Below are 25,331 nucleotides of genomic sequence, written 5' to 3' on the forward strand. Positions count from 1 at the left end.
CTACCAGTCGGCCAGCCGGGTTCATCGAAAAGCCACTCAGTCCACTCGGTCGGCTCGCCGCCGAACGCTGCGTCGTCAGTGCGTCGTCAGCGCGCCGATTCGAGCGCGTCGCGGACGGCGTCCGCCAGTTCCTCCGCGCGGTCGGGGTCGCGCGCCTCCGCGTACACGCGGACCTTCGGCTCCGTGCCGGACGGCCGGACGAGCACCCAGGCGTCGCCGTAGTCGAGCCGGTAGCCGTCGATGGTGTTCGGTTCGGCGTCGGCGGACGCCGCGAACGACTCGGCGGCGTCGAGCATCGACTGCAGTTCGGCGTCGTCGTCGTACTCGAGGTTGACGCGGACGTTGTGGTAGTCCGCGAACGGCTCCACCACCGTCGAGACGGCGGCGTCGCGCTCGGCGAGCAGTTCGAGGAACTTCGCGGCGATGAACGCGCCGTCGCGCACCAGCCGGTACTCCGGGAAGAAGACGCCGCCGTTCCCCTCGCCGGCGACCGGGACGGACTCGCCGTCGTCCCACAGCTCCCGGATTCGCGTGATGATGTTGGTCGAGCCGATGGGCGTCAGTTCGAGGTTCGCGCCGACGTCCTCGCAGACGTCGACGAGCCGCTGGGAGACGTTCACCGCGGCGACCGTCGTGTCGCCCTCCGAGAGCGCCGCGTCGGCGAGCGCCGCGAGCGACGCGTCGCCCTCGACGTAGTCGCCGTTCTCGTCGTAGAAGATGGCTCGGTCGGCGTCGCCGTCGTGTGCGACCCCGACGTCGGCATCGCTCGCGCGGACCAGTCTGCCGAGGTCGGCGAGGTTCTCCTCGACGGGCTCCGGGTCCCGGCCCGGGAAGTGGCCGTCCGGCTGGCCGTTCACGGTGACGACGTCGCAGCCGAGCCGCCGGAAGAAGCCGGGCGACGTGAGCGCGCCGGCGCCGTGGCCGGGGTCGAGCGCGACGGTGAGGTCCGCGTCGGCGACGGCGTCGCGGTCGACCGCCGCGAGCATCTCGTCGACGTAGTCGCCGTTCGCGCTGCCGACCGACCGGCGCGTCCCGACGTCGTCCCACGACACGGTGCTGACGTCGTCGGCGAGCAGCACCTCCTCGACGGCTTCGAGCCGGTGGACGGGAAGCTCGATTCCCTCCGCGCCGACCAGCTTCACGCCGTTGTACTCCGGCGGATTGTGCGACGCCGTGATGAGGACGCCGGGAACCGATTCGACTTCGCAGTACCTGACGAGCGCGGGAGTCGGGGTGACGCCGAGGTCGTCGACGTCGACGCCGGCGGCGGTGAGCCCGGACGCCGCGGCGTCCGCGAACGTCGCCCCGGACGTCCGGGTGTCGCGGCCGAGCGCCACCCGATCAGTCCCCCACACGGTCGCCGCGGCGCCGGCGACCCGGAGGACGAACTCCGAGGTGAGCTCCTCGCCGGCGACGCCGCGGGTCCCGCTGGAGCCGAACACCTTCATTCGATTCGACAATCCGTCGGTGAGGGGATAGTGGTTCCGAACCGCCACCGAACCCGTCGCCCCGCCGACGATTCTCCCGCGGTTCACCGCCGCCGACCGCGCCGAGAGAGGCGAGCGTTTAACCGGGAGAACGCCCCACCGTCACGCAGACATGGCGACGGCTGACGCGGAGACTGACGCCCCGGTGCCGGCGCTGCACGGGCGAGCACAGCGGTGTGCGGCGCGGCTGCGGGAGGCCGACTCGGTCCTGCTGGCGTCACACATCGACGCCGACGGGCTGACGAGCGCCGCGGTGGCGTCCCGCGCGCTCGAACGCGCCGGGCTGCAGTTCGAGACGCTGTTCTCGAAGCAGCTCGACGAGGCCGAAGTCGCCAGAATCGCCGCCACGGACTACGACACCGTGCTGTTCACCGACTTCGGGAGCGGCCAACTCGACGTCATCGCGCGCCACGAAGCCGCCGGCGACTTCACGCCGGTCATCGCCGACCACCACCAGCCGGCGGACGCCGACACGGAGTACCACCTGAACCCGCTGCTGGAGGGAATCGACGGCGCCGCGGAGCTCTCCGGCGCCGGCGCCGCCTACGTGCTCGCGCGGGCGCTCGAAGGCGACGGCGACAACCGCGACCTCGCGAAGCTCGCCGTCGTCGGCGCCGTCGGCGACATGCAGGACACCGACGGCGGGCTCCGCGGCGCCAACGAAGGCATCGTCGCGGACGGCGTCGCAGCCGGCGTGCTCGCCGAAGAGACCGACCTGGCGCTGTACGGCCGGCAGACCAGGCCGCTCCCCAAGCTGCTCGAGTACGCGAGCGAGGCCCGAATCCCCGGTATCTCGAACGACGAGGCCGGTGCCATCGAGTTCCTCTCCGGGCTGGACCTGCCGCTGAAGGACGGCGACGGCGACTGGCGGCGCTGGGTCGACCTCGACGGCGACGAACGCCAGCAGGTCGCGTCGGCGCTCATCCGCCGCGCCGTCGCCTCCGGCGTCCCGTCCGACCGAATCGACGGCCTCATCGGCACCACGTACGTCCTCACCGACGAGACGCCCGGCACCGAACTGCGCGACGTCAGCGAGTTCTCGACGCTGCTGAACGCGACGGCGCGCTACGAACGCGCGGACGTCGGCCTCGCGGTGTGTCTCGGCGACCGCGGCGGCGCGCTCGACCGCGCCCGGACGCTGCTCCGGAACCACCGCCGGAACCTCTCGGAGGGGCTGCAGTGGGTGAAAACGGAGGGCGTCACCGCCGAGGAGAACGTCCAGTGGTTCGACGCCGAGAGCCGCATCCGCGAAACCATCGTCGGCATCGTCGCCGGCATGGCCGTCGGCGCCAGCGGCGTCTCCCGCAGCAAACCCATCGTCGCGTTCGCCGACAAGAACGACGACGAGGTGAAAGTGTCTGCCCGCGGCAGCGGCCACCTCGTCCGCGACGGTCTCGACCTCTCGGCCGTGATGCGCGAGGCGTCCCGCGCCGTCGGCGGCGACGGCGGCGGCCACGACGTCGCCGCCGGCGCGACTATTCCGCGGGGCGAACGTGACGCGTTCATCGAGGCGGCCGACGAACTGGTCGGCGAACAACTCGAATAACGCGGTATCCTCCGAAAATTGCGCACTTGGTCGACGACGGCAGCCAGTGCGGGGCTAGACGGATTCGGTCGTGGACCGGCTGCCGTCGTCGCCGATGTCGCGGAACAGCATCCGGTAGTCGTCGGTGGAGAACGCGGTCGCGAGGTCGTCGAGCTCCGATTCGAGCCCTTCGATGCGAGCGATGAGGTCGTCGTACTCCGGGCTCGACCGGAGCTCGGTCGGCGTCCGCTCCGTCTCCAGGACGGCCCGCTTCGTGACGAGCGCGGCGGTCCGCTGGAGCTTCGTGTCGTAGTTCGCGCGCGTGTCCAGCCGCTCCACGGCGGAGACGATGTCGTCGCGGGTCGCCGGCTTCACCAGGTAGAGGTCGAAGCCCATCTCGATGATGTCGACGTCAGGCTCGACGGCGGTCACCATCGCGACCCGGCAGTTCAGGTCGCGTGCGCGGAGTTCGGTGAGCACCTCCGACCCGGACAGGTCCGGGAGTCGCCGATCGAGCAGCACGGCGTCGACCGTCTCGTCGGCGAGCTCCAGCGCCTCCTCGCCCGTGGTCGCGACGTCGACGTCGTAGTCGTCGGCGAGGTAGCCCCGGTAGAGGTCTGCGACCTCCGGTTCGTCCTCGACGATAAGCACGTGCCGCGTCATCGCCCCGTACTCACCGTGGGCCGCGCGCGGAATCCAGTCATGGCTGTGACGGAGAATCCTCCGACCTTAAACCTATCGCACACGGCGGGCCTCGGCGTCGGAACCGTTTTCATTTATGCGGCCCCCACGTCTGTCAACGAGCATGGTCGATACGGTCAAAACCGGGGTCGACGGCCTCGACTCCATTCTCAACGGCGGGCTGGTGAAAGACGCGACGGTACTCGTGAGCGGGAACCCCGGCACCGGGAAGTCGCTGTTCGGCATTCAGTACCTCTACACCGGCGTCACCGAGTTCGACGAGCAGGGCATCTACATCTCCTTCGAGGAGAACGAAGCGGACATCCGTGAGGCGGCCGAGTCCATCGGGTTCTCCGAGTGGGGGTCGCTCGTCGACGACGGCGACATCAAAGTGTACGACAAGAGCCACATGCTCCGGGAGGGCGATTTCACCTCCACGATGGACACGCTGCTGGAGGACTTCGGCGAGCAGGCCTACGACCGCCTCGTCCTCGACTCGCTCACGATGTTCGAACTGTTCTTCGAGACGGAGCAGGAGAAACGCACCTACCTGCTGAAGTTCTCCGACATCCTCAAGCAGAACGGGCTGACGTCGCTGCTCATCAACGAGCAGGGCGCCGTCTTCCCCGAAACCGAAATCGGCCTCGAGAACTTCCTCACCGACGGGAACATCTACTTCATCCAGACGCCGACCGACTCCGGCGTGAACCGCTACGTCTGGGTCGCGAAGATGCGGAAACAGGACATCGACACCGACATCTTCCCGATGGAGATCGCCGACGGCGGCATCAAAGTGTACGAGCGCGCCGGCGGCTTCTCGATGATGGGCCGCGACGGCCCGGACGCCGGCTTCTAGCCGGGCCGCCCGACGCGTCGCGCCTCACGACCCGCCCGGTCTCTCAGTTGTCGTTCATCGTCTGCCACACCTGGTCGAGCTTGTTCTTCACTTCCGACCGCCGCTCCAGCTCGACCGTGAGCCCGTCTCGGAACCTGACGTTGACGCCGTCGACGCAGCGCCGATACACCTTGATTCGGCGGTGTTCGTCCGACAGCGGCCGGTCGTGCAGCTCGATGAGGTCCGTCTCTTCGAGTTCGTTGATGCGTCGGTAGCAGGTCGCAATCGGGACGCCGAGTTCGTCCGAAAGCTCCTGTGCCGACTTCGGTTCCCCAGCCGCGTCGAGGATTTCGGGGTTGTACTTGTTCCCGAGCACCTCGATGATTTCCTCGTCGTCCACCGCCATTGAGTATCGTATCTGATTTTCCGAGGTATAAGCGTACCGACCGCATTCCGGCCGTGTCCGCCGAATCTGTCGGCGGCAACTGGGCGGTATCACGGCTGAATACCACGACGTACCTGACCGACTGGAACGGTTCGACGGATTGAGGCAGACGTCGCCGGTAGTTATCTACTCTGAAAACTAGCGAGTCAGTTTTAATAGGCAAATCCGATTTGGTGCGCCCAGAGCCCGGCCGTACGGCGCGAGCCGGGACCCACTACCAAACAGATGTTCGAGTTCATAACGGACGAGGAAGAGCGCGGTCAGGTTGGTATCGGGACACTCATCGTGTTCATCGCGATGGTGCTCGTGGCGGCGATCGCCGCGGGGGTCCTGATCAACACGGCCGGCTTCCTCCAGTCGAAAGCACAGGAAACGGGACAGCAGTCAGCGAAGCAGGTGTCCGACCGCCTGCAGGAAGTCGTTACCTCCGGTAACGTCACTAATGGCGGTAAGGTCGACTACGTGAACGTCACGGTCACGCTCGCACCTGGCTCCGGAGAGGTCGACCTCTCTAACGCCACAATCAGCTGGATCGGGCCGCAAGGCACCGAGACGTTGACGCACAACTCCTCGAGCGAGGACGGGTGGCAGTTCGGCACGTCCATCGTCAAGAACACTGACGGGTCCAACACCGTTCTCAACGATCCGGACGACCGGTTCAACATCGAGTTTGATCTAAGTGATAGCAACGCTCCGGCGTTCCTCCAGGAGGGGCAGTCGGTGACCATCAAGATTAACACGATGTCGGGCGCGACGACGACGGTCCGGTTCACCGTCCCGCAGTCGCTCGACGGCAAGAGCGCGGTTGAACTGTAACCATGTTCGAGTTCATCACCGAAGAGGAAGAGCGCGGTCAGGTTGGTATCGGGACGCTCATCGTGTTCATCGCGATGGTGCTCGTGGCGGCGATCGCCGCGGGGGTCCTGATCAACACGGCCGGCTTCCTCCAATCGAAAGCGCAGGCGACGGGAGAACAGTCCGCACAGCAGGTGTCCGACCGCCTGCAGGCCATCTCGACCACTGGTCACGTGGACACTACCAACTCGACGATCGATAAGGTCAACGTCACCGTCTCGCAGGCCCCTGGTGCGGGTGAAATCGACCTGCGGAACGCCACCGTCAACTGGATCGGCCCGGACGGCACGTACACCATCGTCCACGCCAACGTGTCCGATGCTGCAACGAACGCCGACAGTGACTTCTCGGTGACTCAGGTCAAGGACGCTGACAACTCCGTGCCGGTTCTCAACGACGCCGACGACCGGCTGAAGATGACCTTCGACCTGACCGGCTCCGACTCGCCGGACACGCTCAGTGAGGGCGAGTCAGTCACGATCAAGATCAACACGATGGCGGGCGCGACGACGGCGGTTCGGTTCACCGTCCCTGAGTCCCTCAACGGGAAGCAGGGCGTGGAACTGTAAGCCGGTCCCGCTGAATCGACTCACACCTTTTTAGCGCTCCACGAACGTACACTGCACTGATGAGCGACGACCACAGCGATCCGGCGCTCGACCCGGACGATCTCGACATCTCCCGGAGCGAGTACGTCCGGGAGCTGGGCGACGATCGCTACGTCGTCTCCGCGGGCGCGGGTCCGCCGCGCGCCCCGCCCGACCCGGAGGACGACGCTCCGGACGCCGACGCGGAGGCTCGGAGCCCGGAGTCGGCGGGCGACGTGGCGCCCGACGACTCGAAGGCTCCCTCGGTGAGCGACATCGCGGCCCGCGACCTCGGCGGCGGCGCTGAGGCGAGCGCGGACGCCGCCGACGTCCCGACCGGCAGCGACGCGCTGGACGGCCTCCCGGGCGACGACGGGACGGCCACGTCGACGCAGCCGGCCGCCGAGCCGTCCGGCGGCGCGTCTCGGCAGCAGGACGAGTCGCCGGGCAGTCCGGCGTCACACAGCCGCCGGGGCGCGCCGTCGCAGAACCGCGGTTCGTCGGCCGCCGCCGGCGACGTGGACGCCGCGACGGTCGGGCAGTGGCTCGCGGAGTCGCTGTCGGAGTCGGAGTTCGAGTACGGCTTCGACGCGACGCTGTCGTTCGGCGACGAGACGACGCGGCACCGGATGGCGTCCGACGACGTCGTCGAGGCGTTCGAGACGCTGGCGACGTGGTTCGCGGCGTCGGCCGCCGGCGACGACGCGACGGCGGCGCGGGCGCTCGGGATTCTGCTCGTCGAGATGGACTCGTCGGTGGAGGTGCCGGCCGCGGCGGTGACGCGGTCGCTCGCCGACCTCGGCCTGTCGCGGAGCGACTCCATCGACGACCTGCTCGCCGCGATGGAGGAGTCCGGCGGGCTGACGCTGGAGTAACGCCCGGCGCCGGCGCCTCCGCGAGGGCTCACCGAAGCGGCACGCGTCTGTTTTCACGGCTGATACTCTCGGGGGAGCGTTTATGTCCGCTGGAGGGTGGCAGATACCTATGCCGACTAAAGTGTTGATCGCCGACGACTCGGAGTTCATGCGGAACCTGCTCCGGGAGATTCTCGAAGGCGAGTTCGAAATCGTGGGGGAGGCGGAGAACGGCGTCGAAGCCGTCGACATGTACGGCGAGTACGACCCGGACCTGGTGATGATGGACATCGTGATGCCGATCCGGAACGGCATCGAGGCGACCGAGGAGATCACGGCGGACAACCCCGGCGCGAACATCATCATGTGCACCAGCGTCGGGCAGGAAGAGAAGATGAAAGCCGCCGTGAAGGCCGGCGCGGAGGGGTACATCACGAAGCCGTTCCAGAAACCGAACGTCCTCGAAGCAATCAACGACGTGGTCCCGGCGTAGGGATGTACGTCGACATCCAGTCGCTCGGCACCTTCAGCGACCTGGCGAGCCAGGGCGCCGACCGCGCCGCCGACGCCCTCGGCCAGCTCACCGGCACGGACGTGTACGTCGACGTCACGGACGTGACGCTGATGGCGGCGGGCGACCTCGAAGAGGCGTTCGCCGGCCGGGAGTTCGTCGGCGTCGAAATCGGGCTGCACGGCGGCATCGCCGGGCAGACTGTGATGGCGTTCGAACGCGACGCCGCCGGCGAACTCGTCTCGCGGCTCATGCCGGGCGGCAGCGACGACGACGCCCTCGTTCGCAGCGGCGTCACCGAAGCCGGCAACATCATGACGTCCGGGTTCATCGACGGCTGGGCAGACCACCTCGGCGTCGCCATCGACATGACGCCGCCGACGTACGTGCAGGCGTCCGGCCCCGACATCCTGCCGGACGGCGCGTTCGACTCTGACCGCGCCGGCGTGTTCATGTTCGAATCGCAGATCTCGTCGATGGACACGGAGCTGTCGTTCACCATCTACATGCTGCCGGAGTACGCCGGCTTCACCGACATGCTCGGCCACGACGGCGCGAACCCGAGCGCCTCCGCCGCCGCCGGCGAAGCCGTCCCGGTCGACAAGCTCCCGGCGTTCAACCAGATGACGAAGCGCGGCGCGTCCAGCGCCGCCGACAACATCACGATGATGACCGGCACCGAAACCGACGTCGACGTCTCCCGGCTCCGGTTCGTCCCGGTGCAGGACGTCCCCTCGGAGGTGGGCGACGAAACCGTCGCCGGAACCATCTTCGAACTCCACGGGGAGCCGAGCGGCTTCCTCGCCATCCTGTTCGACGAGGCGTCCGCCGAGGAAGTCGCCGCCGGCATGATTCCGACCGAGACCGACCCCGGCATCGGCGACATGGAGAAGGGGGCGCTCCGGGAACTCGGCAACATCATGACGTCCGGGTTCATCGACGGCTGGGCGAACGTGCTCGGCACGTCCATCGAGCACACGCCGCCGCAGTTCGTCCACGACATGGGGTCGGCCGTGATGAGCCCGCTCGTCAGCCGGCTCTGCCGCCGACAGGACCACGCGTTCATCATCGACTCCACGGTCCACACGCCCGACGGCGACGTCCGGTGTGACATCTACGCGCTGCCGGACCAGCAGGAACTGGCGGCGGCGCTCGACCGCATCGACCCGGCGGCCGCCGACGGCGGAACGGTCGGGGGCGATGGACTTCACTGATTCTCACGCCAGTCCGGGCGGCGACGCGGCCCCGCCGACCGAGTTCACTATCGACGGCGCGCCGCGACGCAAAGTCGGCCTGTCAGAACACGGCGTCGCCACCGACGGCGCCGTCCTCGTCACCAGCGGCCTCGGCTCCTGTCTCGGCGTGACGCTGTACCACCCGCGGACCGAAACCGGCGGGCTGCTCCACGCGATGCTGCCGGCCGCGGCCGACCGGCCGGGTCCGGAGACGAAGTTCGTCGCGGAAGGGGTCGGGCTGCTCGTCGACGAACTCGTCGACGCCGGCGCGGCCCGCGGCGAACTCCGCGCGAAACTCGTCGGCGGCGCCGCCATCCTGAACCTGGATCTCGGCGACGACGCCGGCTCAATCGGCGAACGGAACGTCGCCGCGGCGGAAGCGGTGCTCGAACGGCTCGACGTCCCGGTCGTCGCGGACGACACGGGCGGTGACCGCGGCCGATCCATCCAGTTCGACACCGCCTCCGGCGACCTCCGCATCTCGTACGCCGACGGCTCACAGCTCGTACTGTAGCGTCGCGGTCGCCAACCGAGCCTCAAACTGCACTCACGGCCTTCTCCACGGCGAACCGCTCCCCTGCGCGCGGCAATTACTCTCGGGGCGGTAGTTCCTCGCGGCGGTAGTCTCTCACAGCGGTAGTTCCTCGCTGCGGTAGTCACGACGGCCACCGATTCGCCGACCGGAATCTCGTCCGCGACAGCCTGAGGCGTCTGTTATCGCCCCCGATAATCTGCGGGGAGGGTTTAAGTTTCGGTCAGGGAAGAATCGAGGCAATGGGTCTCCTCACCGCACTGTCGGGAGCCGGGGTCATCCCAGGCGGCCAGGCGTGGCTCCTCGCCTCGCTCGGCCTGCTCGGCGCGAGCCTCCTCGATCGGTTCCGCGACGGCGACGACGACTCCGTGGACACCGACGACTCCGAGGACCCGTTGCTCGACGACGACGGCGCGTTCGGCGGCGGCGACGCCGACGGCGGCGACGGCGGGGGCGACGACCTCGGCGAATTAGGCGAAATGGACGACTGGGACGACGACGACCCCTTCGGCGGCGGCGACGACGGGGGCGACGACTCCACAGCCGAACTAGAGAAGCGGCTCGAAGACCTCGAAAACGAGGTCGCCAGCCTCTCCTCCACCGTCAACACGGTCCGCTCGGAGAACGAGGAGATCTCCGGGCAGGTCGACGACATGGGCGAGGACGTCCGGAGCCTCCTCGACATCTACGAGATGGTGACGCGGGGCATCAACCCGTTCGTCGACGACGTCTCCACCGGCGGCATGGCCGGTGACGACCTCGGCGGCGAGGGCAGCTTCGGGCTGTTCGACGACGACGGCGCCGAGGAGGTAGAGGAGGACCTCGACGAGGACCTCGCCACCGCCGACGCGGAAGGGTTCTTCGACGAGGACCTCGCGGAGGACGACGACCTCGGCGACGGCGAAGACGACCTGGATGACGGGGACGACCTCGACGGGCTGGACGACGGCTTCGACGAACTCGACGATGAAACCGACGACGACACCACTGATTCAGAAACTATGGCGAGCGACAACGGAGGTAAGAGCTTCAGCGAACTGAAAGACGAATACGAATCCGGTGACGCCGACTGGGACGAAGCGCCCGGCGACGACGAGGCGGAGGCGGAGCCGGACGACGACCCGCTCGACGCGCTCGACGCAGGCCCGGAAGCCGGCAACGGCCACGGCGGCGACGACCTCGACGTGGCCGACGACCCCGAACCCGAGCCGGAACCGGACGCCGGGACATCGACGGCCGCGCCGACGGACCCGAGTTCCGCGGGCGTCGGCGGCGACGACGGCGGCTTCGAGTTCGTCGAGGAGGACGACCTCTCCGACGAGCCGGAGAAGCCGTATCTCTGTGACCTCCCCGGCGACTACGTCGGCGACCTGATGGTGATGGAGTGGCTGGAGTACCTCGTCGAGGAGTCCAGCACCACCGACGCCGTCCGCGCCGTCAACTACTACCACCGCGTCGACTGGATCGACGACGACGTCGCAGACCAGCTCAAGGCGTTCCTCTCCGGCTTCGGCGACATCGACCGGAACCTCATGGACCGCCCCGGAACGTCCCAGCTCGACCTGGACCACCACACGCAGAGCCTGAAATACATCATGCAGCTAACCAACGCCACGGCCGAGTCGGTCGTCATCGACCGGTGGCCGCAGCTCTCGGGGGGCCTGCATGGGCCTCAGCGTTAGCGCGTCGTCGGCCGTCGTGTTCCTCGGCGTGTTCCTCGCCGCGGGCATCCTCTACCCGGCCGCAGCGAACGGCGCAGAACAGGTCACAGAAGCACACCACGCCGCACGCGACCGCGCGCTCGACCAGCAGAACACACACATCACCGTGACGAACGCAACGTACTACGACGGCAACTCGACGCTGGTCGTCACCGCCGAGAACGACGGCACCACGTCGCTGTCGCTCGACCACGTCGACCTGTTCGCCGACAACAGCTACGTCACGGTGCCGCCCGAGAACGTCACCGTCGCCGGCGACGCCGCGACGTCGCTGTGGCTGCCCGGCGAAACCGCCCGGTTCGAGGTCGGACTGCCGTCCGAGCCGAGTCGGAGCAGCGTCGTCGTGGACCACGGCGTCAGCGACGCCGAGGAGGTGGCCTGATGGCGGGCGGCAGCGCCGCCGAGATGATCCTGTTCATCGCCGCCATCCTCGTCGCCGCCTCCGTCGCCGGCACGCTCACCAGCGAGGTCGGCCGGGTCAGCGACGCCATCAGCGCCCGGTCCCTCGACGTCGCCGGCGACGTCCGTGCCGACACCGAAATCGTCTCCGACCCCGGCGCGCCCGTCTGGAACACGTCCGGCAACGGCAACGTCACGGTCTACGTCCGCAACACCGGGTCGTCCACGCTCGAGGCGTCGCCGGCGGCGTTCGACGTGATACTCGACGGTCAGTACGAGACCGACGTGTCCGTCAGCGTCGTCGGCGCCGCGTCGACGTGGTACTCCGGCGAAGTCGTGAAGCTCGAAATCCCCGCAGACAACCTCGATGCGGGCGACCACCGGCTGAAGCTGGTGGTCCGCGAAGACGAGGAGGTGTTCACCTTCAGAACATGAGCCGGAACCAACAGAACACGCTGCTGTCCATCGGCCTCCCGGAGCGCGACCAGCTGAACAAGGAACTCGGCGGCGGCATCCCGCGCGGCTCCATCGTCCTCATGGAGGGCGACTACGGCGCCGGCAAGTCCGCCATCAGCCAGCGGTTCAGCTACGGGCTCGTCGAGGAGGGCGCGAGCGTCACGCTGCTGTCGACGGAGCTCACCGTCTCCGGGTTCATCGACCAGATGTACTCGCTCGACTACGACGTCACCAAGCCGCTGTTGAACGAGGAGCTGCTGTTCCTCGCAGCCGACTTCGACTCCGGCGGCAACTTCTCGGAGTCATCGGGCGACCGCAAGGAGCTGCTGAAGCGGCTGATGGAGGCGGAGACGATGTGGAACTCCGACGTCATCATCATCGACACGTTCGACTCCATCCTCCGGAACGACCCGACGTTCGAGGCGCTCGTCCGGAACAACGACGAGCGGCAGGCCGCCCTCGAAATCATCTCGTTCTTCCGCGACATGATTTCGGAGGGGAAAGTCATCGTCCTCACCGTCGACCCCTCGGCGGTCGGCGAGGAGGCCATCGGCCCGTTCCGCTCCATCGCGGACGTCTTCTTCGAACTCCAGATGGTGGAGGTCGGCAGCGACGTCCGGCGGAACATCGCCGTGAAACGCTTCGCCGGCATGGGCAGCCAGGTCGGCGACACCATCGGGTTCTCCGTGCGGTCCGGCACGGGAATCGTCATCGAGTCACGGAGCGTCGCCTGATGCCGGGGCCCGGCGTGCACCCGGTGCCGCGACCGCCGCGGCGACGCCGCACGCCACACGCGACAACCAGAGGTGATATGACATGACGGACCAAGGAACTGCGCAGCCGTCCAGCGAACTGAAGCAGCTCGCGATGAAGCGACCGCACCTCCGGGAGCACCTGCAGAAGTTCAAACAGATCACCGGGGAGTTCCCGATGTTCGTCGACGAAATCGAGGGCGAACACGAGACGCGGCGGCCGAACGTGCTGTACCCGGTCGGCGGCCCCATCTACTGTCACGTCTACGGCGACTTCGGGCAGGACACGAAGTACTACGCCGTCGAACCGACGCTGTCGTCGGCCGAAGAGCAGGTGCTCGACATCGTGAAGGGCAAACTGCTGAACAAGAGCGGCCACAAACAGACGCCGGACGCCGAAGCCGGCTACGACGACCTCATCGAGGAGCTGCTCGAAGAGGTCACCGTCATCGCCGAAGAGCAGGGCGACTACGGGCCGCTGTCGAAGGTGATGAACTTCGGGCGCACCGAGGTGTCCCAGCAGACCTACGAGTCGATTCGGTACCGACTGAACCGCGACATCGTCGGGTTCGGGCCGCTCGAACCGGTGATGCGCGACCCGGAGAACGAGGACATTCACGTCATCGGGCCGAAGGAGTGCCACGTCGACCACGGCGTCTTCGGTATGCTGGAGACCACCGTCGACTTCGGGACGCCGAAGGAGTTCGACAACTGGCTCCGCAACATGGGCGAACGGATGGGCGACCCGGTCTCCGACTCCCACCCCATCGTCGACTCGACGCTCCCGGACGGCTCCCGTATCAACATCATCTACTCCGACGACGTCTCCATCAAGGGGTCGTCGCTCACCATCCGGCAGAGCGAGGACACGCCGCTGTCGGTCAACCAGATCACGAAGTGGGGGACGCTCAGCCCGGAGCTGGCGGCGTACCTCTGGCTGTGCCTGGAGAACGAACAGACCGTGTTCGTCGTCGGGGAGACGGCGTCCGGGAAGACGACGACGCTGAACTCCATCCTCTCGTACATCCCGCGGGACTCCAAGATATACACCGCGGAGGACACCGCGGAGGTCGTCCCGCCGCACAACACGTGGCAGCAGCTGCTCACCCGCGAGGGCGACGGCGGCGACTCGAACGACGTCGACATGTTCGACCTCGTCGCGGCCGCGCTGCGCTCCCGGCCCGACTACATCATCGTCGGTGAGGTGCGTGGCGCCGAAGGTCGCATGGCGTTCCAGGCCGCCCAGACCGGCCACCCCGTCATGCTGACGTTCCACGCGTCCGACATCGTCTCGATGATTCAGCGGTTCACGTCCGACCCCATCAACGTCCCCGAGACGTTCATGGACAACGCCGACGTCGCGCTGTTCCAGAACCGCGTGAAGCAGGGCGACAAGGTGCTTCGCCGCGTCACGTCCGTCCAGGAGATCGAGGGGTACTCGAAGGAGATGGACGGCGTCGTCACCCGCGAAGTGTTCAACTGGGACCCCGTCGAGGACGAAATCGTGTTCCGCGGCATGAACAACTCGTACGTCCTCGAAGACCAGATCGCGACGCTGCTCGGCTACGCAGACACCCGCGACATCTACGACGACCTGTCGTTCCGGGCCGACCTCGTCGACCGCATGATTCAGGAGGGCGTCCTCGGCTACCACGAGGTGAACGAGGCCATCACGTCGTTCCAGCGCGACGGCGTCGAGGGCCTCCCGTTCGACATGCACCGCTCGACGAGGTAGCGGGACCGACAGATGAGCACCGGCGCGTCGACGTCCGACTCCGAGCTGTTCCCCGACTCCGTAGCCGAGGCAGTCGCGGACCTGCTGGACTCGTACGACGCGCTCGACATGTCCAAGCGGAAGTACGTCGGCGTCGTGCTGCTGCCGTCGTTCGGCTTCCTCCTCCTGACGCTCGTCGGCGCCGTCCTGCTCCCGCTGCCGCTGACGGTCAGGCTCCCGATTCCGGCGCTCGGCCTGCTCGTGTTCGTCGCCGCGGTCATCTACCCGAAGCTGTACCTGAACGGCCGGAAGGTCGCCATCGAGAACCAGCTGCACCTCGTCATGACGCACATGACGGTGCTGTCGACGACGAACATCGACCGGATGGAGGTGTTCCGGACGCTCGCCGCAGAGGAGGAGTACGGCGCCGCCGCGGACGAACTCGCCCGCGTCACCCACCTCGTCGACACCTGGAACCAGTCGCTCGACGACGCGCTGCGCCGCCGCGCGAAGGAGGTGCCGTCGGACGCCTTCTCCGACTTCTTCGACCGGCTCGGCTACACCATCGGCGCCGGCCAGTCGCTCGACGACTTCCTGCTGTCCGAACAGGACGCCGTCATCCAGAACTACATCACGGTGTACGAGGGCGCGCTCGCGAACCTCGAGGTCATGAAGGACCTCTACATGTCGATGATTCTGTCGATGACGTTCGCGCTGGTGTTCGCCATCGTCCTCCCGATTCTCACCGGGAACAACCCGACCGCGACGGTGTCTGCGGTCATCGTCCTGTTCATGGTCGTTCAGCTCGCCTTCTACGTCATCATCCGGGCGATGGCGCCGCACGACCCGGTGTGGTTCCACTCCGAGCAGGGCGCGCCGTCGGACTTCCGGCTGTGGCTCAGCTTCGCTGTCGGCGTCGGCGCGACGTTCCTGCTCGTCGCGTACGTCGGCGCCGGCCTGTTCGACGTCGGCCCGGGGCTCCGCGGCCTCCTGTTCTTCCTCAACGAAATCCCGCTGCCGCTGTACATCTGCGTCCCCATCACGCCGATGGCGTTCACCGGCGTGATGCTCCGCATCGAAGAGCGCAACATCGAGGAGCGCGACGCCGAGTTCCCGTCGTTCATCCGCGCGCTCGGCGCCGCCGAATCCGCGAAGCAGTCCACCACCGGCGACGTCCTCGAGACGCTCCACCAGAAGGACTTCGGCGCGCTCACCGACTCCATCACGCGGCTGTACCGCCGGCTCAACATCCGCATCGACTCCGGGCAGGCGTGGTACACCTTCGCCACCGACACCCGGTCGTACCTCATCCAGAAGTTCTCCGACATGTACCTCGAGGGGCGGTCGATGGGCGGGGAGCCCAAACAGCTCGGCGAACTCATCTCCGAGAACATGAACACGGTGATGCAGCTCCGCGAGCAGCGCCGGCAGGCGACCGTCACCATGATCGGGCTGCTGTACGGCATCACGTCCGCCTCCGCGTTCGCGTTCTTCATCGGCCTGCAGGTCGTCAGCATCCTCGCCGACCTCTCCGCGCAGTTCAACATCACCGACACCGGCAGCGTCGGCCAGATCATCTACGCCGGCGCCTACGACATCGCGCTCATCGAGTTCCTGCTGCTGCTCGTCATCCTGTTCAACGCCGTCCTCTCGTCGGTGATGATTCGGACCATCGACGGCGGCAACAAGGCGAACGCCTACCTCCACTTCGTGCTGATGACGTGGCTCGGCTGCCTGGTCGCCATCTTCACGAAACACCTCGTCACGTCTATCCTGACCATCTGACGGGACTCGGCTCCGCCGCTCCCGGCTCGGCGCCCGCTCAAGCCTCCATTTCTCCCCGGGGTTCGTCTCCGCGGCAGCGCCCGTCTCCGCGGCAGCGCCCGTCAGCCGAGCAGCGACAGCGTCGCGGTCATGGCCGCGCCGGCGACCGGCGGAATCGTGAGGTTGTCGTCGACGACGTAGCCGCGGATGACCGGCTTCAGTCCGTCGGCGGCGGTCGCGCCAGCGGCGCCGGCGGCGGCGACCGCGACGCCGGCGACCCGGCCGAACGCCGGGACGGTGAACGGCACGGCGAGCGCGAAGCAGACGAGGAACATGACGCCGAGCACGCCCAGTTCCTTCGCGGTCGTCGCGTCGTTCGAGCCGAGGTAGCCCGACACCGGGTCGCCGATGGTCAACATCAGCACGGCCGGGACGGCCATCGCCGGCTGAAACACGACGACGGCGATGAACGAGCCGACCATGTACAGCGCGTAGCCGGCGACGTTGTCCTGTTCGTACTGGCGGGTCAGTTCGTCGTAGACGCGGTGGTCGACGCCGACGACGAGCCGGGCGAACTCGAGCGCGAACGCGACGACGACGGCGGCGCCGAACAGCGCCTGGAGCTGCGACCACGTCACCAGCTCCAGGACGTACAGCAGCGGCAGCCCCGTCCCGGACGCGTGGACGAGCCGTCGGTTGAGTTCGCCGCTCATCGGCTCAGGCCGTGTCGACGCCGGTGTCGATTTCGTCGTACGCGGCTGCGACGTCGCCGAACGTCCGGTCGGACTCGGCGTCGTGCAGCGCCGCGAGTTCGTCGGCGACGTCGTCGACGGGGAGCCGGACCTGCCGCGCCGAGTCGCGTTCGCGGACCGTCACGGTGTCCGGGCCGCCGCCTTCGAGGCCGTCGCGGTCGACGGTGACGCAGAACGGCGTGCCGACCTCGTCCTGCCGTCGGTACCGGCGGCCGATGCTGCCGGAGTCGTCGTACTCGACGGAGAGGCCGGCGTCGCGCAGCGCCGCCATCACGTCGTCGGCGAGCGCCGTCAGTTCGTCGTCGTTGGTGACGAGCGGGAAGACCGCGGCGTCCCGCGGCGCCACCTCGGACTCCAGCGAGAGGTACGTCCGCGGCTCGCCGTCGACGGTGTCCTCGCGGTAGGCGTGTTCGACGAGCGTGTACAGGATGCGGTCGACGCCGAACGACGGCTCGACGACGTGCGGCGTGACGTGCTCGCCGTTCTCCGTCACCTCCTCCACCGAGAAGTTCGCGACGTCCGCGTCCACCGCGTACGTCTCGCCGTCGACGGTGACGGTGACCTCGTCGGCGTCGAAGGCGTCCGGGTCGCGCTCGGCGAGCGACTCGAGCGCGTCAGCCACCGCGCCGGCGTCGCCGCCGAACTCGGGGCCGAGCGTCGCCATGTCCGGGTCGACCGTGGCGCGCTCCACCGTCTTCGGCTCGTCGTACTGCTGGAACACCGTGAACGACTCGCCGGAGTGTTCGGCGTGCTTTTTCAGGTCGTAGTCGCCGCGGTAGGCGAAGCCGGTGATTTCGATCCAGTCGCCGTCGACTTCGGCCTCGGCGTCCCAGCAGTCCGCGGCGTAGTGTGCGAGTTCGCCGGGGAGGTGCTGACGGAACCGGAACCGGTCCATGTCGACGCCGATGCGCTCGTACCACCCCTGCGCGACGCCGAGGTAGTACGCCACCCAGTCGGAGCCGATGACGCCTTCCTCGACCGCCTCGCCGACGGTCGCCGTGTACGGCTCGCCGTCCGCGCTCGCGGCTTCGCCGCTCGCCTCCGAGGCGCTCTGCGCCTCGCTGGCCTCCTGCTCGTCGGCGGGGTACAGCGTCACTTCGACGTCTTCGACGTCGGCCAGCGGCGGTTCGTCGGTCTCGGGGTCGATGAACTGCTCCAGTTCGGCCTGCGTGAACTCGCGGACGCGGATGATGCCCTTCCGCGGCGAAATCTCGTTCCGGTACGCCGGGCCGATCTGCGTGACGCCGAACGGCAGCCGGTTCCGGGCGTACTCTTTGAGCCGCGGGAACTCCACGAAGATGCCCTGCGCCGTTTCCGGGCGGAGGTAGCCGGGCTGGCCGGAGCCGGGGCCGATGGCGGTCTCGAACATGAGGTTGAACTCCTCGACCGGCTCGTCCGCCAGCGCGGCGTCGCAGGACGGGCAGCGCAGGTCGTGGTCGCGAATCAGCATCTCGACCTCCGAAATCGGGAGCGACTCGGCCTCCTCGATGCCGGTGTTGTCCTCGATGAGGTGGTCGGCGCGGTGGGACTCGCCGCACTCGGGGCACTCGACGAGCATGTCGTCGAAGCCGTCGAGGTGGCCGGACGCCTCGAAGACGGCCTCCGGCATCACGGTCGGCGCCTCGATTTCGTGGTTACCCTGCTTGACGGTGAACCGGTCACGCCACGCGGATTCGAGGTTGTCTTTCAGCGCGGCGCCCTGCGGGCCGTAGGTGTAGAAGCCGGCGACGCCGCCGTACGCGCCGTTGGCGCCGAAGAAGAAGCCGCGGCGCTTCGCCAGCTCCATGACGTCCGACTGCGTCGCCATTACAGCGCCTCCAGCAGGTCGACGTCGCGGACGATGCCGGCGAGGTCGCCGCCGGTGACGAGCGGGAGCTGCTCGACGTCGTTCGTGATCATCGCCTGGGCGGCCTCGGTGACGGTGCGGCGCCGGCCGACGGTGACGACGTCGGCGGTCATGAACTCGGACACCGCCTCTGCCGGAATCTGGACGTTCCGGGTCGGGACGTAGGCGTTCCCGACGGACTTGATGCCCTCCCACTTCCAGTCGTCGTCCTCGTCGGCGATGGAGCCGCCGGTGTCGTCTTCGCCCTCGACGATGCGCGCGACGTCGAGCACGTCGACCTCCGTGAGCACGCCGGCCATGTCGCCGTCGTCGCCCAGCACGACCGCGTACGGGACGTTCGCGTAGTACAGTTCGCGCTCGGCGACCGGGAGCGGCGTCTCGGCGTACACCGTGTTGACGTCGCGGCCGGCGACGTCGCCGCAGGTCTCGTCGACGTCGATGTCGCCGTGAGCGATGGCGTGGACGACGTCGGTGACGGTGACGATGCCGGCGAGCCGGTCGCCGTCGTCGGTTTCGACGACCGGGATGCGGCGGATGCCGTCGCCGAGCATGATCTGTGCGGCGTCCCGGAGGTTGGTCGACGGCGTCACCGTCGGTACCTCGCGCAGCAGCAGCGCGAGCTGGTCCTCGTCGGGGTTCTCCGTGATGTCGTCGCGGGAGACGAGGCCGCGGTACTGCTCGCCGCCGTCCGTCTCTTTCACCACCGGCACCGAGGAGAACTTGTACTCCTGCAGGTACGCTAGGGCGTCGTCGCGGCTGCCCGGGAGCGACACCGTCACCAGGTCCTCCCGCGGCGTCATCGCGTCGGCTACGTTCATACCCCGGCTTTCCCGCCGACGCCTCTTGTAAACTGCGAAGCCCCGTTCACCTGTCTCACGGTGCCGTTCAGCCGGACGGCCACCAGACTCACAACCCCGGGCGCCGTCCGACTCGTTCCACTCGGCCGTTTCGGCGATCGCGTCGCCGCGGCTGTCGTTCCGATGTGCTTATCAGTGTGTGGGAGAGAGTCGCATTCATGACACGGGTCAGCACGGAGCCCGAGGTGATGGCGTCAGTCGACGAATCCACCGCGGAGTTCGTCATTGCCGACATCGAACACGACGACGCGTGGCTCTCCATCGGAGAGCGAGACGCACCGGTCCTCGAGAACTGGTGTTGAGCCGCTGACCCGTCCGCGCACCGCTCTTCACTTTTCACGCCGCTCCGCCGCACGTCGACTCACAGCACGTCGCTCCGCCGCGCCGCCGTGGTGACACTGCGCAGCCGAACTCACACGACGTCGTCCGGGTCGTGTTCGTCGGCCATCCGCTCCGCCTCCGCCGCGTAGCGCTCGCGGGCCTCCTCGTCGTCGACAGCGGCGACGTCGTCTTCGGTCTTTTCGACGGCCGCGGTCGCCGGGTTTCGCTGCAGTAACTCGACGGACGCTTGCCGCGTGTACGTGGCGTCGCCGTCGACCGTCGCGTACCGGAGCGTCACGGTCTGCCGCGTGTCGTACTCGCGTTCGACCAGCCAGAGGCGCATACCGTCGCGTCGGGCGCGAACGGAAAAAGCAGTGGGGAGTTCCGGCCGCCGCCGCGGCGTCCGCGTGGCTCAGCGGTCCGCGCCGAACTCGAAGCCGCCGGTGTCGCTGTCGGCGACGCCGCCGGCGCCGTCGTCCGGCTCGGAGTCGGCTTCCACGCCGCTGCGGCGGGCGATGCCGCCGTCCGTCCGGAACGGCGACTCGCCGCGGTTCACGCCGCCGTCCGTCTGGACGCCCGAGTCGCGGCCGCGCAGCTCTCTGACCCGATCGGAGAGCGCGTCGATGGCCTCCGTCTGCTCGTCCGTCGCCGCGACGATGCGGTCCGCCGCCGCCTCGGTCTCGCCGGACCGGTCCCGGACGTCCTCGATGGTGGCGGTCAGCTCCTCGACGGTCGCGGCCTGGTCGTCGGTCGCCCGCGACACCTCGGTGATGCCGTCGGCGGCCTGATCGATGGACGCCGCGATGTCCTCGAACGCCTCCAGTACGTCGTCGATCTGGTCGGCCGCGTGGTCGATCTGCTGGTGACTCTGCTCGGCGGCGACGACCGTCGAGTCGGTCTGGTTCTGGAGTTCGCTGATGTTCCCCGTGATCTGTTCGGTGTGCTGACGGGTCTCGTCGGCGAGGGTCTTGACCTCCTCGGCGACCACTGCGAAGCCGTCGCCGTCCTTGCCGGCGCGCGCCGCCTCGATGTTCGCGTTCAGCGCGAGCAGGTTCGTCTGCTCTGCGACGTCCGAGATGACCTCGACGACCGCCTCGATGTCGTCCATCCGGTCGCCGAGGTCCGTCACGGACTCGACGAGCTCCTCGCCGATTTCGGTCACTTCCTCCGTGGCTTCGCGGGCGTCCTCGGAGGCGTCGAGCCCCTCGTTGGCGGCGTCGCGCGCCTGGTCGGCGGCCGTGTCGACCTCCTCTGCGGTCGCGGCGACCTCCTCCATCGACGCGGAGAACGTCTGCATCTCCGAGACGGCTTCGGTGAGCAGCTCGTTCTGCTCGCCGACGTTCTCGGAGATGTCGCCGGCGGCGTCGACGGCTTCGTCCACGGACTCACGCAGGTGCTCCGTCCGGTCGTCCACGCCGCGAGTCATCTCCTGGAACTCCCGGCCGAGGTCGTTCACCTCCTCGACGACGGTGAGGAGCCGGTCGTCGAGCAGGTCGTTCTCGTGGTCGAAGTCGGCGCGGGCCGACAGTTCGCCGTCCATGAGCGACTGCATCGTGGACTGCAACTCGGTGACCAGTGATTCGACGGCCTCCTGCCGGCGCTGCTGTTCGGTCCGGTCGCGAACCGTCTCGATGACCGCGACCACGTCGCCGTCCTCGTACAGCGGCATCGCCGTGAAGTAGATGTGGCGGTCCTCGCCGTGACGGTCGGTCATCACGCTCTCGTCGCAGTAGAGGTTCTGCTCGCGGTCCTCGACGGACACCCCGAACTCCTTGTCCGCGGTCTGGGGCGCTTCGAGCACCTTGTCGGCGAGCGTCTTCGCCCGCCGGCCGTCGGGGTAGAACATCTCGCTGGCGTGTTCGTGGCCGACTGCGTCGTCGGCGGAGACGCCCGTGAGGTCCTCTATCGGGTTGTTCCAGGCAACGATTTCACCGTCCGCGTCGATCATGAACACCGGCGAGCCGACGCCGTCGAGCAGGAGGTCGTCGTCGACGTTCAGTTCTTCCGACTTCTCCTCTGCGGTCGGCATCTCGGCGGGGTCGCTGCTGTCCTGCACCGTGACCCCACCGTCCGGAACCGGGTCGGTCTGCGACCCGACGAGTTTCTCCCCGAGCCGCCTGAGCCAAGTACGCATACTGGAACCCGCCCAACCATTCCCCCTATACGTTTCCTTCAAATACTCAGATGTGATACTCCGGCGCCCGACGCGTCACCCTCAAGCGCGCCGAGCACCCACGGAGACACATGGACGCGAGCGCCGTCCGTGACCGGGCAGCGGCGTTCCCGCGTGAGCCCGGCGTCTACCAGTTCCACGAGGGCGACGCCGTGCTGTACGTCGGGAAGGCGCTGGACCTCCGCGACCGGGTGCGGTCGTACGCAGACCCGCGGAGCGCCCGCGTCGCCCGGATGGTGCAGCGGGCCGACGCGCTCGACTTCGCGGTCACCGACACGGAAACGCAGGCGCTGCTGCTCGAAGCGAACCTCATCAAGCGGCACAACCCCCGGTTCAACGTCCGGCTGAAAGACGACAAGTCGTACCCGCTCGTCCAGTTGACTGACCACGCCGTCCCGCGGATTCAGGTGACGCGCGACCCGGAGGAGGGCGCGACCGTGTTCGGGCCGTTCACGGACAAGGGCCGCGTCGAAACCGTCGTGAAGGCGCTCCGGGAGACGTACGGGCTCCGCGGCTGCTCGGACCACAAGTACAGCGGCCGCGACCGCCCGTGTCTCGACTACGAGATGGGGCTGTGCTCGGCGCCCTGTACCGGCGAAATAGCCGAGTCCGCCTACCGAGCGGACGTCGAATCCGCGACTCGGTTCTTCGAGGGCGAGACCGGGGTGCTCGCGGACCCGCTGCGCCGCGCGATGGGCGAGGCCGCACAGCAGCAGGAGTACGAGCGGGCGGCGAACCTTCGGGATAAACTCGACGCCGTCGAGTCGTTCCACGGCGCCGGCGAGGAGGCCGTGTCGAGCCGCGGCGACGAGCGCGCGGTCGACGTCCTCGGCGCCGCCGTGGAGGGTGATTCGGCGGTGGTCGCTCGGCTGCACAGCGAACGCGGCCAGCTCGTCGACCGCACCCGCCACGTCCTCGAAGCGCCGGACGCCGAAGACCGGGTAGCGGAGGTGCTCGCCGCGTTCCTCGTGCAGTACTACGCCGAACGGGAACTCCCGGACGCCGTCCTGCTCTCTGAGCGCCCCGCTGACGACGATGTGCTCGCGTGGCTCCGCGCCGAGGACGTCGCGGTCCGCGTCCCCGGCGCCGGTCGGGAGGCGAAGCTCGTCGAGCTCGCGCTGAAGAACGCGAGAAGCGGGCCGGCCCGCGAGGACGGCCTCGCGGCGCTCGGCGACGCGCTCGGCATCCCCCGGCCGGAGCGCATCGAGGGGTTCGACGTGAGCCACGCGCAGGGGAAACAGGTCGTCGGCTCCGACGTCTGTTTCGTGGACGGCGCCGCCGAGAAGGCGGACTATCGGCGGAAGAAGCTCGCCGACCGCAACGACGACTACGGGAACATGCGCGACCTGATTCGGTGGCGAGCGGTGCGCGCCGTCGAGGGTCGCGACGACCGACCGGATCCGGACCTGCTGCTCGTCGACGGCGGCGACGGACAGCTCGGCGCCGCTCGGGACGCGCTCCGCGAAGTCGGCTGGGACGTCCCGACGGTTGCGCTTGCCAAGGAGGACGAACTCGTAATCACGCCTGACCGCGTCTTCGATTGGCCGGAGGACGCGCCGCAGCTTCACGTCCTGCAGCGCGTCCGCGACGAGGCCCACCGGTTCGCCGTGCAGTACCACCAGACGCTCCGGGACGACGTCTCGACGGTGCTCGACGACGTCCCGGGAATCGGGCCGGAGACGCGCCGGCGGCTCCTCCGGCGGTTCGGCAGCGTCGAGAACGTCCGGGCGGCGACGGAGGCGGACCTGACGGACGTCCCGGGCGTCGGCGAGAAGACGGCGCAGGCGCTCAAGGCGCGGCTGTGATGGCTGGCAGGCGGCGCGGCCTCGGACGCGGAGCGGTGCGCCGCACACCCGCTGGTCGCTCCGCGGCGACTGTCAGGTCACGGCGACGCTGGCCGCGTCCCCCTATTTGAATCTTCGCGGAGTCAGGTGGCGTCACCGTCGTCCGAAGCGACTGGGTCGGCGTCGTCGGCGGCGACGCCGGTATCGGCATCGGCGGCGTCGTCGACGAGCGGTGTCGCCGTCGCGGGGTCGAGCAGGTCGCTCCGGGCCAGCAGCCACGCCGCGGTGGCGATGAACGGGGCGCAGGCGACGATGCCGACCGGGAGCGGGCCGAGCAGCGGGTTCGGGTCGCCGGCGACGAACACGGCGGCGAGCGGCGCGATGGCGTTGACCGCGCCGTGCCCGACGGCGGCCGGCCACACTGACTCGACCCGGAACGTCGCCCAGGCGAAGATGACGCCGAGCGACACCGTGAACGGCAGGAACACGAGGAACCCCGTCCACGGGAATCCGGGGTAGCCGAAGCCGTACTCGTCTCCCATCGCGATGAGCGGCCAGTGCCAGACGCCCCAGACGACGCCGTGGAGCAGCACCGCCTCGCGGACGCCGAGCGGGAGCAGTTTCGGGAGCAGGTACGCCCGCCAGCCGAACTCCTCGCCGAACGCGAACAGCCCGTTGAGCAGCGGCGCGACCGTCACCGCGGCGACGACCTGGATTGCGACGAGCAGCGCCGGGTCGATACTCGTCGCGCCGGCCTCGGCGAGCGCGGCGGCGTACCCCTGCATCGACGGGTCGAACGTCGACGGGAACGCGGCGAAAAACAGGGCCGCGCCGAGCAGCGTCAGCACCGCGGGAGCGAGCCACATCGCGGCGTACGTCCGGAGGTTCCCCTCCGGGTTCGGGTCGAGCAGCAACTCGGTCCAGCCTTCGTTCGTCGCGATTCGAGTGACGACGTTTCCGACGGCGGGGCCGAACATGTAGCCAGTCGGCAGCAGCACCGCGGAAACGGTCAGCGGCCCGACGAGCGTCGCGCTGTCGGTGAGGCCGCCGGTCGCGTAGATGACGGCTGCGGTCGCCCACGAGACGGCGAACGTCACGGCGAGGAACACCGAGACGCGGCGGGTGTCGACGTCCTCCATGCCGCACCCGTGACAGCGAACCGACGTGATTCTATCGGCTGCGTCGAGCGAAAACGAGGAGGAAACCGAAGACGGCCGAAGGCGGTGGCGAGGTCGCGGCGCGGAG

The 25,331-nt window shown here is 68.4% G+C and carries 25 protein-coding genes; 16 read left to right on the forward strand and 9 right to left on the reverse strand.

The window, feature by feature from the left end; all coding sequences use genetic code 11:
• Positions 1-86 precede the first annotated feature (86 nt).
• Positions 87-1,448, reverse strand: a complete 1,362-nt coding sequence (glmM, locus tag ACQUST_RS05865; protein ID WP_435126190.1) for a phosphoglucosamine mutase — start codon at positions 1,446-1,448, stop codon at positions 87-89.
• A gap of 151 nt (positions 1,449-1,599) precedes the next feature.
• On the opposite strand from glmM, the gene ACQUST_RS05870 reads away from it, so the two are divergent.
• Positions 1,600-3,033, forward strand: a complete 1,434-nt coding sequence (locus ACQUST_RS05870) for a DHHA1 domain-containing protein (protein ID WP_435126193.1) — start codon at positions 1,600-1,602, stop codon at positions 3,031-3,033.
• Positions 3,034-3,087: 54 nt separating this feature from the next.
• Here the strand turns inward: ACQUST_RS05870 and ACQUST_RS05875 are convergent, their stop codons facing one another.
• Positions 3,088-3,675 carry a response regulator transcription factor gene (locus ACQUST_RS05875; RefSeq protein ID WP_435126196.1) on the reverse strand — a complete coding sequence of 196 codons (588 nt, stop codon included), beginning with the start codon at positions 3,673-3,675 and terminating at the stop codon, positions 3,088-3,090.
• Positions 3,676-3,817: 142 nt separating this feature from the next.
• On the opposite strand from ACQUST_RS05875, the gene ACQUST_RS05880 reads away from it, so the two are divergent.
• Positions 3,818-4,549, forward strand: coding sequence for an RAD55 family ATPase (locus ACQUST_RS05880; RefSeq protein WP_435126198.1), 732 nt, complete (start codon positions 3,818-3,820; stop codon positions 4,547-4,549).
• Between the two features lie 43 nt (positions 4,550-4,592).
• Here the strand turns inward: ACQUST_RS05880 and ACQUST_RS05885 are convergent, their stop codons facing one another.
• The gene (locus tag ACQUST_RS05885) at positions 4,593-4,934 is read right to left on the reverse strand and encodes an ArsR/SmtB family transcription factor (protein WP_435126201.1); all 342 of its coding nucleotides are present in this window, start codon (positions 4,932-4,934) and stop codon (positions 4,593-4,595) included.
• Between the two features lie 264 nt (positions 4,935-5,198).
• Between ACQUST_RS05885 and ACQUST_RS05890 the strand changes: the two genes are divergently transcribed.
• The 12 genes from ACQUST_RS05890 to flaJ all read left to right on the forward strand — a co-directional run bounded on the left by ACQUST_RS05890 (position 5,199) and on the right by flaJ (position 16,374).
• On the forward strand, positions 5,199-5,789 hold the full coding sequence (locus tag ACQUST_RS05890) for an archaellin/type IV pilin N-terminal domain-containing protein (protein WP_435126203.1): 591 nt from the start codon (positions 5,199-5,201) through the stop codon (positions 5,787-5,789).
• Between the two features lie 2 nt (positions 5,790-5,791).
• Positions 5,792-6,397, forward strand: a complete 606-nt coding sequence (locus ACQUST_RS05895) for an archaellin/type IV pilin N-terminal domain-containing protein (protein WP_435126206.1) — start codon at positions 5,792-5,794, stop codon at positions 6,395-6,397.
• A gap of 59 nt (positions 6,398-6,456) precedes the next feature.
• Positions 6,457-7,290: a DUF7500 family protein gene (locus ACQUST_RS05900; RefSeq protein WP_435126209.1), complete on the forward strand. Its 834-nt coding sequence runs from the start codon at positions 6,457-6,459 to the stop codon at positions 7,288-7,290.
• 109 nt (positions 7,291-7,399) lie between these two features.
• Positions 7,400-7,762, forward strand: coding sequence for a chemotaxis protein CheY (gene cheY, locus ACQUST_RS05905; RefSeq protein ID WP_435126212.1), 363 nt, complete (start codon positions 7,400-7,402; stop codon positions 7,760-7,762).
• 2 nt (positions 7,763-7,764) lie between these two features.
• The gene (locus ACQUST_RS05910) at positions 7,765-8,994 is read left to right on the forward strand and encodes a chemotaxis protein CheC (RefSeq protein WP_435126215.1); all 1,230 of its coding nucleotides are present in this window, start codon (positions 7,765-7,767) and stop codon (positions 8,992-8,994) included.
• The gene (locus tag ACQUST_RS05915; protein ID WP_435126218.1) at positions 8,981-9,529 is read left to right on the forward strand and encodes a chemotaxis protein CheD; all 549 of its coding nucleotides are present in this window, start codon (positions 8,981-8,983) and stop codon (positions 9,527-9,529) included. Before ACQUST_RS05910 ends, ACQUST_RS05915 begins: the two co-directional genes overlap by 14 nt.
• Before the next feature lie 260 nt (positions 9,530-9,789).
• Positions 9,790-11,229 (forward strand): FlaD/FlaE family flagellar protein, encoded by a 1,440-nt coding sequence (locus tag ACQUST_RS05920; RefSeq protein WP_435126221.1) that lies wholly within the window; start codon positions 9,790-9,792, stop codon positions 11,227-11,229.
• Entirely contained in the window at positions 11,213-11,650 is a 438-nt protein-coding gene (locus ACQUST_RS05925) for a hypothetical protein (protein WP_435126223.1), read from the forward strand. The genes ACQUST_RS05920 and ACQUST_RS05925 overlap by 17 nt, the downstream gene beginning before the upstream one ends.
• Positions 11,650-12,102, forward strand: a complete 453-nt coding sequence (locus ACQUST_RS05930; RefSeq protein WP_435126226.1) for a flagellar protein G — start codon at positions 11,650-11,652, stop codon at positions 12,100-12,102. The genes ACQUST_RS05925 and ACQUST_RS05930 overlap by 1 nt, the downstream gene beginning before the upstream one ends.
• Positions 12,099-12,857: an ATPase domain-containing protein gene (locus tag ACQUST_RS05935; protein WP_435126228.1), complete on the forward strand. Its 759-nt coding sequence runs from the start codon at positions 12,099-12,101 to the stop codon at positions 12,855-12,857. The genes ACQUST_RS05930 and ACQUST_RS05935 overlap by 4 nt, the downstream gene beginning before the upstream one ends.
• 82 nt (positions 12,858-12,939) lie before the next feature.
• Positions 12,940-14,610 carry a type II/IV secretion system ATPase subunit gene (locus ACQUST_RS05940; protein WP_435126230.1) on the forward strand — a complete coding sequence of 557 codons (1,671 nt, stop codon included), beginning with the start codon at positions 12,940-12,942 and terminating at the stop codon, positions 14,608-14,610.
• 12 nt (positions 14,611-14,622) lie between these two features.
• Positions 14,623-16,374, forward strand: a complete 1,752-nt coding sequence (gene flaJ / locus ACQUST_RS05945) for an archaellar assembly protein FlaJ (protein WP_435126232.1) — start codon at positions 14,623-14,625, stop codon at positions 16,372-16,374.
• A gap of 101 nt (positions 16,375-16,475) precedes the next feature.
• On the opposite strand, the gene ACQUST_RS05950 is transcribed toward flaJ, so the two are convergent.
• The 3 genes from ACQUST_RS05950 to ACQUST_RS05960 are packed head-to-tail and all read right to left on the reverse strand — an operon-like array spanning position 16,476 to position 19,769.
• Positions 16,476-17,066: a dolichol kinase gene (locus ACQUST_RS05950; RefSeq protein ID WP_435126234.1), complete on the reverse strand. Its 591-nt coding sequence runs from the start codon at positions 17,064-17,066 to the stop codon at positions 16,476-16,478.
• 4 nt (positions 17,067-17,070) lie between these two features.
• Positions 17,071-18,912: a glycine--tRNA ligase gene (gene glyS, locus ACQUST_RS05955; RefSeq protein ID WP_435126236.1), complete on the reverse strand. Its 1,842-nt coding sequence runs from the start codon at positions 18,910-18,912 to the stop codon at positions 17,071-17,073.
• Positions 18,912-19,769 carry a CBS domain-containing protein gene (locus ACQUST_RS05960; RefSeq protein WP_435126238.1) on the reverse strand — a complete coding sequence of 286 codons (858 nt, stop codon included), beginning with the start codon at positions 19,767-19,769 and terminating at the stop codon, positions 18,912-18,914. Before ACQUST_RS05960 ends, glyS begins: the two co-directional genes overlap by 1 nt.
• A 197-nt stretch (positions 19,770-19,966) precedes the next feature.
• Between ACQUST_RS05960 and ACQUST_RS05965 the strand changes: the two genes are divergently transcribed.
• Positions 19,967-20,110, forward strand: coding sequence for a DUF7556 family protein (locus ACQUST_RS05965; protein WP_435126240.1), 144 nt, complete (start codon positions 19,967-19,969; stop codon positions 20,108-20,110).
• A gap of 110 nt (positions 20,111-20,220) precedes the next feature.
• Here ACQUST_RS05965 and ACQUST_RS05970 read toward each other — a convergent pair whose 3' ends face one another.
• A complete protein-coding gene (locus tag ACQUST_RS05970) occupies positions 20,221-20,472 on the reverse strand; it encodes a hypothetical protein (RefSeq protein WP_435126243.1) in 252 nt (83 codons plus the stop codon).
• 69 nt (positions 20,473-20,541) lie between these two features.
• Positions 20,542-22,263, reverse strand: a complete 1,722-nt coding sequence (locus ACQUST_RS05975; protein ID WP_435126244.1) for a methyl-accepting chemotaxis protein — start codon at positions 22,261-22,263, stop codon at positions 20,542-20,544.
• A 110-nt stretch (positions 22,264-22,373) separates the two neighbouring features.
• Between ACQUST_RS05975 and ACQUST_RS05980 the strand changes: the two genes are divergently transcribed.
• Positions 22,374-24,107 carry an excinuclease ABC subunit C gene (locus ACQUST_RS05980; protein ID WP_435126247.1) on the forward strand — a complete coding sequence of 578 codons (1,734 nt, stop codon included), beginning with the start codon at positions 22,374-22,376 and terminating at the stop codon, positions 24,105-24,107.
• Between the two features lie 122 nt (positions 24,108-24,229).
• On the opposite strand, the gene ACQUST_RS05985 is transcribed toward ACQUST_RS05980, so the two are convergent.
• Entirely contained in the window at positions 24,230-25,225 is a 996-nt protein-coding gene (locus ACQUST_RS05985; RefSeq protein ID WP_435126249.1) for a CPBP family intramembrane glutamic endopeptidase, read from the reverse strand.
• Between the last annotated feature and the right edge of the window lie 106 nt (positions 25,226-25,331).

Origin of the sequence: Halobaculum sp. D14 (assembly GCF_051195135.1) — an archaeon.
GTDB lineage: Archaea > Halobacteriota > Halobacteria > Halobacteriales > Haloferacaceae > JBNTKA01.